Source organism: Pseudomonas sp. SWRI51 (genome assembly GCF_014268825.1).
In the GTDB taxonomy this organism is placed as follows: Bacteria; Pseudomonadota; Gammaproteobacteria; order Pseudomonadales; family Pseudomonadaceae; genus Aquipseudomonas; species Aquipseudomonas farsensis.
Window position 1 is genome coordinate 21133 of sequence record NZ_JABWRG010000065.1, and the last position, 7036, is coordinate 28168.

5 protein-coding genes are annotated in these 7036 nt (G+C 63.8%); 2 read left to right on the forward strand and 3 right to left on the reverse strand.

Annotation, left to right across the window (positions count from 1 at the left end):
- Window positions 1-18 precede the first annotated feature (18 nt).
- Entirely contained in the window at window positions 19-1182 is a 1164-nt protein-coding gene (locus tag HU720_RS17315; RefSeq protein WP_186521160.1) for a PLP-dependent aspartate aminotransferase family protein, read from the forward strand.
- Window positions 1183-1230: 48 nt separating this feature from the next.
- Here HU720_RS17315 and HU720_RS17320 read toward each other — a convergent pair whose 3' ends face one another.
- Window positions 1231-3150, reverse strand: coding sequence for a methyl-accepting chemotaxis protein (locus tag HU720_RS17320; RefSeq protein ID WP_186521161.1), 1920 nt, complete (start codon window positions 3148-3150; stop codon window positions 1231-1233).
- Between the two features lie 246 nt (window positions 3151-3396).
- Here HU720_RS17320 and HU720_RS17325 point away from each other — a divergent pair, with 246 nt between their 5' ends.
- Window positions 3397-5271, forward strand: a complete 1875-nt coding sequence (locus tag HU720_RS17325) for an MFS transporter (RefSeq protein ID WP_186521162.1) — start codon at window positions 3397-3399, stop codon at window positions 5269-5271.
- A 19-nt stretch (window positions 5272-5290) separates the two neighbouring features.
- On the opposite strand, the gene sugE is transcribed toward HU720_RS17325, so the two are convergent.
- Window positions 5291-5608, reverse strand: coding sequence for a quaternary ammonium compound efflux SMR transporter SugE (gene sugE / locus HU720_RS17330; protein WP_186521163.1), 318 nt, complete (start codon window positions 5606-5608; stop codon window positions 5291-5293).
- Between the two features lie 277 nt (window positions 5609-5885).
- The gene (locus HU720_RS17335) at window positions 5886-6851 is read right to left on the reverse strand and encodes a bile acid:sodium symporter family protein (RefSeq protein WP_186521164.1); all 966 of its coding nucleotides are present in this window, start codon (window positions 6849-6851) and stop codon (window positions 5886-5888) included.
- Window positions 6852-7036 lie beyond the last annotated feature (185 nt).

The window sequence follows — 7036 nt, forward strand, 5'->3', positions numbered from 1 at the left end:
CACTCCACGAGCCTGAGCATGTCCGACAAGCCGCGCAATTTCGCCACCCGCACCATCCACGCCGGCGAGCAGTCCAGCGTTGCCGACAACGCCATCTTCCCGGCTATCGTGACCTCCAGCTCGTTCATCAAGCGCGGCCTGGACGATCACCCCGAATACGCCTACAGCCGGGTCGCCAACCCCACCCGCCACGCCTACGAAACCTGCGTCGCAGCCCTGGAAGAGGGCGTCGGTGCAGTGGCCTGCGCATCCGGCGTGGGTGCCACCGCCACGGTGCTCGAACTGCTCGACAAAGACGCCCATGTGGTGGTGATGAACGGCGTCTACGGCGGTACCTTCCGCCTGCTCGAAGACTACCGCGCGCGCACCTCGGGCCTGACCACCACCTACGTCGACCTCAACGACCTGGATGCAGTGGCCGCCGCCATCCGCCCGAACACGCAACTGATCTGGATCGAGTCGCCGACCAACCCGTTGCTGCACCTGGTCGATATCAAGCCGTTGTGCGACCTGGCCCGCGCCCGCGGCATCCTCACCTGCATCGACAACACCTTCTGCTCGCCGTGGAACCAGCAGCCGATCACCCTGGGTGTGGACCTGGTGATGCACTCGGCGAGCAAGTACATCGGCGGCCATTCCGACCTTACCGGCGGCCTGGTGGTGGCGGCCAACGAGGCGCTGTACAAGCGCCTGCGCCATATCAGCATGGCCGTGGGCGCAGTGCAGGGGCCGTTCGATTGCTACCTGGCGCTGCGCGGGCTGAAGACCCTCGATGTGCGTATGGAGCGCCAGAGCGCCAACGCCCTGCGCGTGGCGCAGTTCCTTGAAAGCCACCCGCAGGTGGAGCAGGTTTACTACCCAGGCCTGCCCAGCCACCCGCAACACGCGCTGTGCGAACGGCAGATGCGCACCGGCGGGGCGGTCGTGACGCTGCGTATCAAGGGCGACCGGGCGGCGGTCAACCGGCTGGTAGAAAGCCTGCAGATCTTTGTGCTGGCAGATTCGCTGGGCGGGGTGGAGAGCATGATCAACCACTCCTGGACCATGTCGCACAACTCGCTCAGCCCCGAGCAGAAGGGCGTGATGGGCATCAGCGAGAACCTGCTGCGGCTGTCGGTGGGGATCGAGGATTATCGCGACCTGATCGAAGACCTGGACACGGCACTCAAGGCTTCGGCCTAGAACAGGCGGTAACATCGGGGCTGCGCGCCAGCCCCGGTACAGGCAGCGTCAGAAGCGGAAGCGGCTGATCATCTGCTGCAAATCACCGCCCAGGCGTGCCAGCTCGACGCTGGACACCGAGGTCTGCTGGCTGGCTTCGGCGGTTTGTTCGGAAATATCCCGCACGGTCACCACGCTGCGGCTGATCTGCTCGGCCACTGCGCTCTGCTGCTCGGAAGCGGCGGCGATCTGCTGGTTCATCAGCTCGATGGCCGACACCCTGCGGGTGATGCCTTCCAGCGCCAAGCCGGCTTCGCGCACCAGCGCCACGCTGCTGCTGGTCAGGCTCTGGCTTTCTTCCATCAGGTCACTGACCGAGCGCGTGCCTTGCTCAAGGCTGCTGATCGCCGACTCGATTTCGGCGGTGGAGGCCTGGGTGCGTTGGGCCAGCCCGCGCACCTCATCGGCCACCACGGCAAAGCCACGCCCGGCTTCACCGGCGCGCGCAGCCTCGATGGCGGCGTTGAGCGCCAGCAGGTTGGTCTGCTCGGCCACCGCCTTGATCACATCCATCACCTTGCCGATACGCAGGCTTTCGCTACGCAGCGCATCCATGGCGGTGTTGGTCGAGCCGACCTGGTTGGCCAGGCGGTCGATTTGCGCCACGGCGCGGGTGACGACGCTGTCGCCTTCGCGGGCTTCCTGGTCGGTGGCGCTGGCTGCCACCGAAGCCTCGCCTGCATTGCGCGCCACTTCCTGCACGGTGGCGGCCATCTCTTGCATGGCGGTGGCCACCTGGTCGGTCTCGATCTTCTGGTTGTTGGCCCCGGCGCTGGTCTGGGTGGTGATCGCCGACAACTCTTCGGTGGCGCTGGCGATCTGCCCGATACCGTCGCGCACCCCGCTGATCAGCTCGCGCAGGTTTGCGGTCATGGCGCGCAGGCTGTTCTGCAACAGGCCCAGCTCATCGCGACGCGGGCTGGCCGGCTGCTCGCCAAGGTTGCCATCGGCCACTTGCTCCATGGCCTTGAGCACTCGCTGCAGCGGCTGGCTGATCTGCCGGGCGATGGTCAGCGCGGCGATGATGCCGAGCACCAGCGCCAGCAGCGTGGTGACAATCTGCAGGGTTTTGGCGAAGTGGCTGTCGTACTCTACCGAGGCGGCCTGGTTGTCGAGCAACTGGCCGAGCTGGGTGTTCAAACCTTCGATATCGGCGCCCATCGCGGCGCGGTATTCGACCAGCTTGCTGGCTTGGCCCCGGAAGGTCTCGACCGCAGCGGCGTAGGCGCGCACCTGGGCCTGCAACTGCTCGACTTGTGTGGCATAGCTGCCGTTGAAGCGTGCAACCAGGGTCGGTAGGTCGCTGAGGGTTGTGGCCAACTGGGTGTTCACCAGCTTTTCAGTGTCGGCGTTGGTGTTGCTGGTGTAGCCGCGCACCTGGTAACGCAGCAGAATCAGGTTTTCCCGCAGCTGGTGCACAGCTTCACTGCGCACATAGCGCTGCTCGGCATCGGGCAGGTTGCGTACCTGCTCGGCGATCTGGTCCAGGCTTGCAAAGGCGGTGCTGGCCAGGGTGCCCATCTGCTTTTGCGCCTCGCGCATCTGCTGGTAGGCGGCAAAGCTCAGTGCCTGATTGGCAGCGTAGGCTTGCAGGTGCTGTTCGGCCTTGCCCTGGATTTCGCGGTTTTCCGGGGCACGGACCACGGCGCGCAGTTGCGTCAGCGGCGTTTTGAACGCATCCATGGCCGCTTGCAGTGCCTTGCTCTCAGCTTCGCCGCCGCTGCTCATGGCATGGCGCAGACGTGCCTCGCGCAGGTCGCCCAAGGCGTTGTTCACCCCCGATACCGCGCTGACCACCTGGCTGCGCCGCACCAGGTTCGACAGCCCGTCCCAGCTCACCAGCGACTGCGCCAGGGCAAGGGTGAGCACCAGGCCGAAACCAACCGCGAGTTTGTGCGCGATCTTCAGATCGCCGAACCACCTGAACATTTGCTGTTGAGCTCCTTTTCCGTGCGCGGGGCACACTGCATGTGCCTTGGGGCAAATCATCTATATGAATGGTCGGCAGAGTACGCGAAATCTGAACGAAAGATTGTAAAAAGGTGATGTCGCAGTGATATCACTTTTGCCGGGTTGTGCATTGGCTGTTGCCTTGGGCAGGCGTTCCCGTGCAGATTTGTGGCTTTGCGCACTTCGCGTGCCTCCAATGACAAAGCCCAACCAGGTACACGGACGATGAGTCACCCCTCGCAATTCACCCTGCTCGGCAAGCGGCGCTTCTTGCCGTTCTTCATTACCCAGTCGCTGGGCGCTTTCAACGACAACCTGTTCAAGCAGTCGCTGATCTTGGCGATCCTCTACAAGCTGAGCCTGGAAGGCGACCGCTCGATCTGGGTCAACCTGTGCGCCTTGCTGTTCATCCTGCCGTTCTTCCTGTTCTCGGCGCTGGCCGGGCAGTTCGGCGAGAAGTTCGCCAAGGACCGTTTGATCCGCGTCATCAAGCTCGCCGAGATCGCCATCATGGCCATTGGCGGCGCAGGCTTTTTGACGGGCCACCCGGTGCTGATGCTGGTGGCGCTGTTCGCCATGGGCACCCATTCGGCGCTGTTCGGGCCGGTCAAGTATTCGATCCTGCCCCAGGCCCTGCGTGAAGAAGAGCTGGTGGGCGGCAACGGCCTTGTCGAAATGGGCACCTTTCTGGCGATCCTGGCCGGCACCATCGGCGCCGGTGTGATGATGTCCTCGGCCAGTTACGCCATGGTGGTGGCGGGCGGTGTGGTCGGCACGGCGGTGCTGGGCTACCTGGCCAGCCGCTGGATCCCGCGTGCGGCGGCGGTGGCGCCACAGATGAAGCTGGACTGGAACATCTTCACCCAATCCTGGGCCACCCTGCGCCTGGGCCTGGGGCAAACCCCCGCGGTGTCGCGCTCGATTGTCGGCAACTCGTGGTTCTGGTTCGTCGGCGCCATTTACCTCACGCAGATCCCGGCTTACGCCAAGGACTGGCTGCATGGCGACGAAACCGTTGTAACGCTGGTGTTGACGCTGTTCTCGGTGGGGATCGCGGTCGGCTCGTTGCTGTGCGAGCGCCTGAGCGGGCGCAAGGTCGAAATCGGCCTGGTGCCGTTCGGCTCGTTCGGCCTGACCCTGTTTGGGTTGCTCTGGTGGTGGCATTCCGGTGATGTGCCGACCACCGAGGTGGCGCACGACTGGCTGGCCTTGCTGGGCATGAGCCAGGCGTGGTGGATCATGCTCTCCATCGTCGGCCTTGGTGTGTTCGGCGGCTTTTATATCGTGCCGCTGTATGCGCTGATCCAGGCGCGCACCGCCGAGCATGAGCGGGCGCGGGTCATTGCCGCCAACAACATTCTCAATGCGCTGTTCATGGTGGTTTCGGCGTTGTTTACCATCGTGTTGATGAGTGTGGTCAAGCTCAGCATCCCGCAGCTGTTCCTGGTGGTGTCGCTGCTCAACGTCGCGGTCAATGCGTATATATTCCGCATCGTGCCGGAATTCACCATGCGCTTTCTCATCTGGCTGCTCAGCCACTCGATGTATCGGGTTGAACACCGCGAATTGCAGCGCATACCAGATGAAGGCGCGGCGTTGCTGGTGTGCAACCATGTGTCGTTCGTCGATGCATTGTTGATTGGCGGGGCGATCCGCCGGCCGATTCGCTTTGTCACCTACTACAAGATCTACAACCTGCCGGTGCTGAACTTCATCTTCCGCACCGCTGGCGCCATTCCCATCGCCGGGCACAGTGAAGACGCGAAGGTGTATGAGCGCGCATTCGAGCGGATTGCCCAGTATCTGGCCGACGGTGAGCTGGTGTGTATCTTCCCTGAGGGCAAGTTGAGTTCGGACGGTGAAATCGACGTGTTCAAGGCCGGCGTCAACCGCATCCTCAAGGACACGCCGGTGCCGGTGATTCCGCTGGCGTTGCAGGGTTTGTGGGGCAGTTTCTTCAGCCGTGACCCGAACAAGGGGGTGTTCAGGCGCCTGTGGTCGCGGGTAACGCTGGTGGCCGGGGAGGCCATCCCTGCCGAGATGGCCAAGCCAGGCACGCTGCGCGAGCAGGTGAGCCTGCTGCGTGGCGAGGTGCGTTAAGCGAGGTGGGTAATGAAGGTCAGCTGGCGCTGACCTTCAGGCCGATCAAGCCGCAGATGATCAGTGCAACGCTGACCAGCCGTACCAGTGCCATGGATTCACCGAACAGGATGATCCCGGCGATGACCGTGCCCACCGCGCCGACGCCGGTCCACACCGCATAGGCGGTGCCCAGCGGCAGTTCCTTCACGGCAAGGCCGAGCAGGCCGAGGCTTACCGCCATGGCGGCGAGGGTGAGTACGGTTGGGAGTGGGCGAGTGAAACCGTCGGTGTACTTCAGGCCAACGGCCCAGCCAACCTCGAACAGGCCGGCGAAAAACAGGATGATCCAGGACATGCTAAGCCTCCATCGAGAGTGAGATGGGGCCGTCCCCGAATGTCACGCGATGCGTCGTGAGGCCGTCCTCACTGTGCGTGCCATGGTGCCGATTAGTGGCTTGCCAGGCAAGCCGGCGCCATGAGGGACATTCTGGGGTTTGGTGTAAACCTGTTCCGGCCTCATCGCAGGCTAGCGCCAGCTCCCACAGAAATCTGGGGCAGGCCTCATTATTGCGATTGTGCGCGGTCTCTGTGGGAGCTGGCGCTAGCCTGCGATGAGGCCGCAACGGCAACCCTCAATCCCTGGCTGGCGCTGCCTGTTCCACTTGCGGCCCAGGCTCCTGCATCCGCCGGAACCAAGTAGAAAGCAGCGCCCCGGAGATGTTGTGCCACACGCTGAACAACGCGCTAGGCACTGCCGCCAGCGGCGAGAAGTGCGCCGCCGCCAATGCTGCCCCCAACCCCGAGTTTTGCATGCCCACCTCCAGTGCCAGCGACTTGCGCTGCGCCAGCGGCAGCTTGCAGAACTTGCCGGTGAGGTAGCCGAGCAAGTAGCCAAAACTATTGTGCAGTATCACCACCGCCATGATCAGCAGGCCGGACTCGGCAATCTTCGCCTGGCTGGCTGCCACCACGGCGCAGACGATCATCACGATACTAACCACCGACACCAGCGGCAGCACTTGCACCGCCGCCTGCACCCGCGCCCCCAACAGACGCTGGGCGAGTACGCCGAGCACGATGGGCAGCATGACCAACTGCAGGATCGACCAGAACATGTCCATGAACGAAACCGGCAGCCAGGCCGAGGCGAGGAACCAGATCAGCGCGGGGGTCAGCAGCGGCGCCAGTAGCGTGGTCACCGCAGCGATGGCCACCGCCAGCGCCAGGTCGCCCTTGGACAGCCACACCATGACGTTGGAGGCCGTGCCGCTTGGGCAGCAGCCGACCAGAATCACGCCCACGGCAATTTCAGGCGGCAGGTGGAACAACTGGCACAACAGCCAGGCCATGCCTGGCATGATCACAAAATGCGCGACCACCCCCAGCGCCACCCGCCACGGCTGGCGGGCGAGGGCGGCGAAGTCGTCGAGCTTGAGGGTCAGGCCCATGCCGAACATCACCAGCCCCAGCAGCGGCACAATGGCCACCTTCAGGCCAATGAACCATTGCGGCATAAGGAAGGCCAGTACGGCGAACACCAGCACCCACAGGGCGAAAGTGTTGCCGACGAAGCGGCTCAGGGCGGCGAGGGCACGCATGGGGCAGGTCCTTTCAGGTTTTGTAGTGGATCAGGTGGTTAGCTGAGGTGGGAGCTTCCATGGTTTTGTACAAACCTGTTCCCGCCAGACATATCTCCTTGTGGCGATCTGCTTTGTGGCGAGCGGGCTTGTCCCGCGTTGGGCTGCGCAGCAGCCCCGGGGTTTTCAGGGCTGCTGCGCAGCCC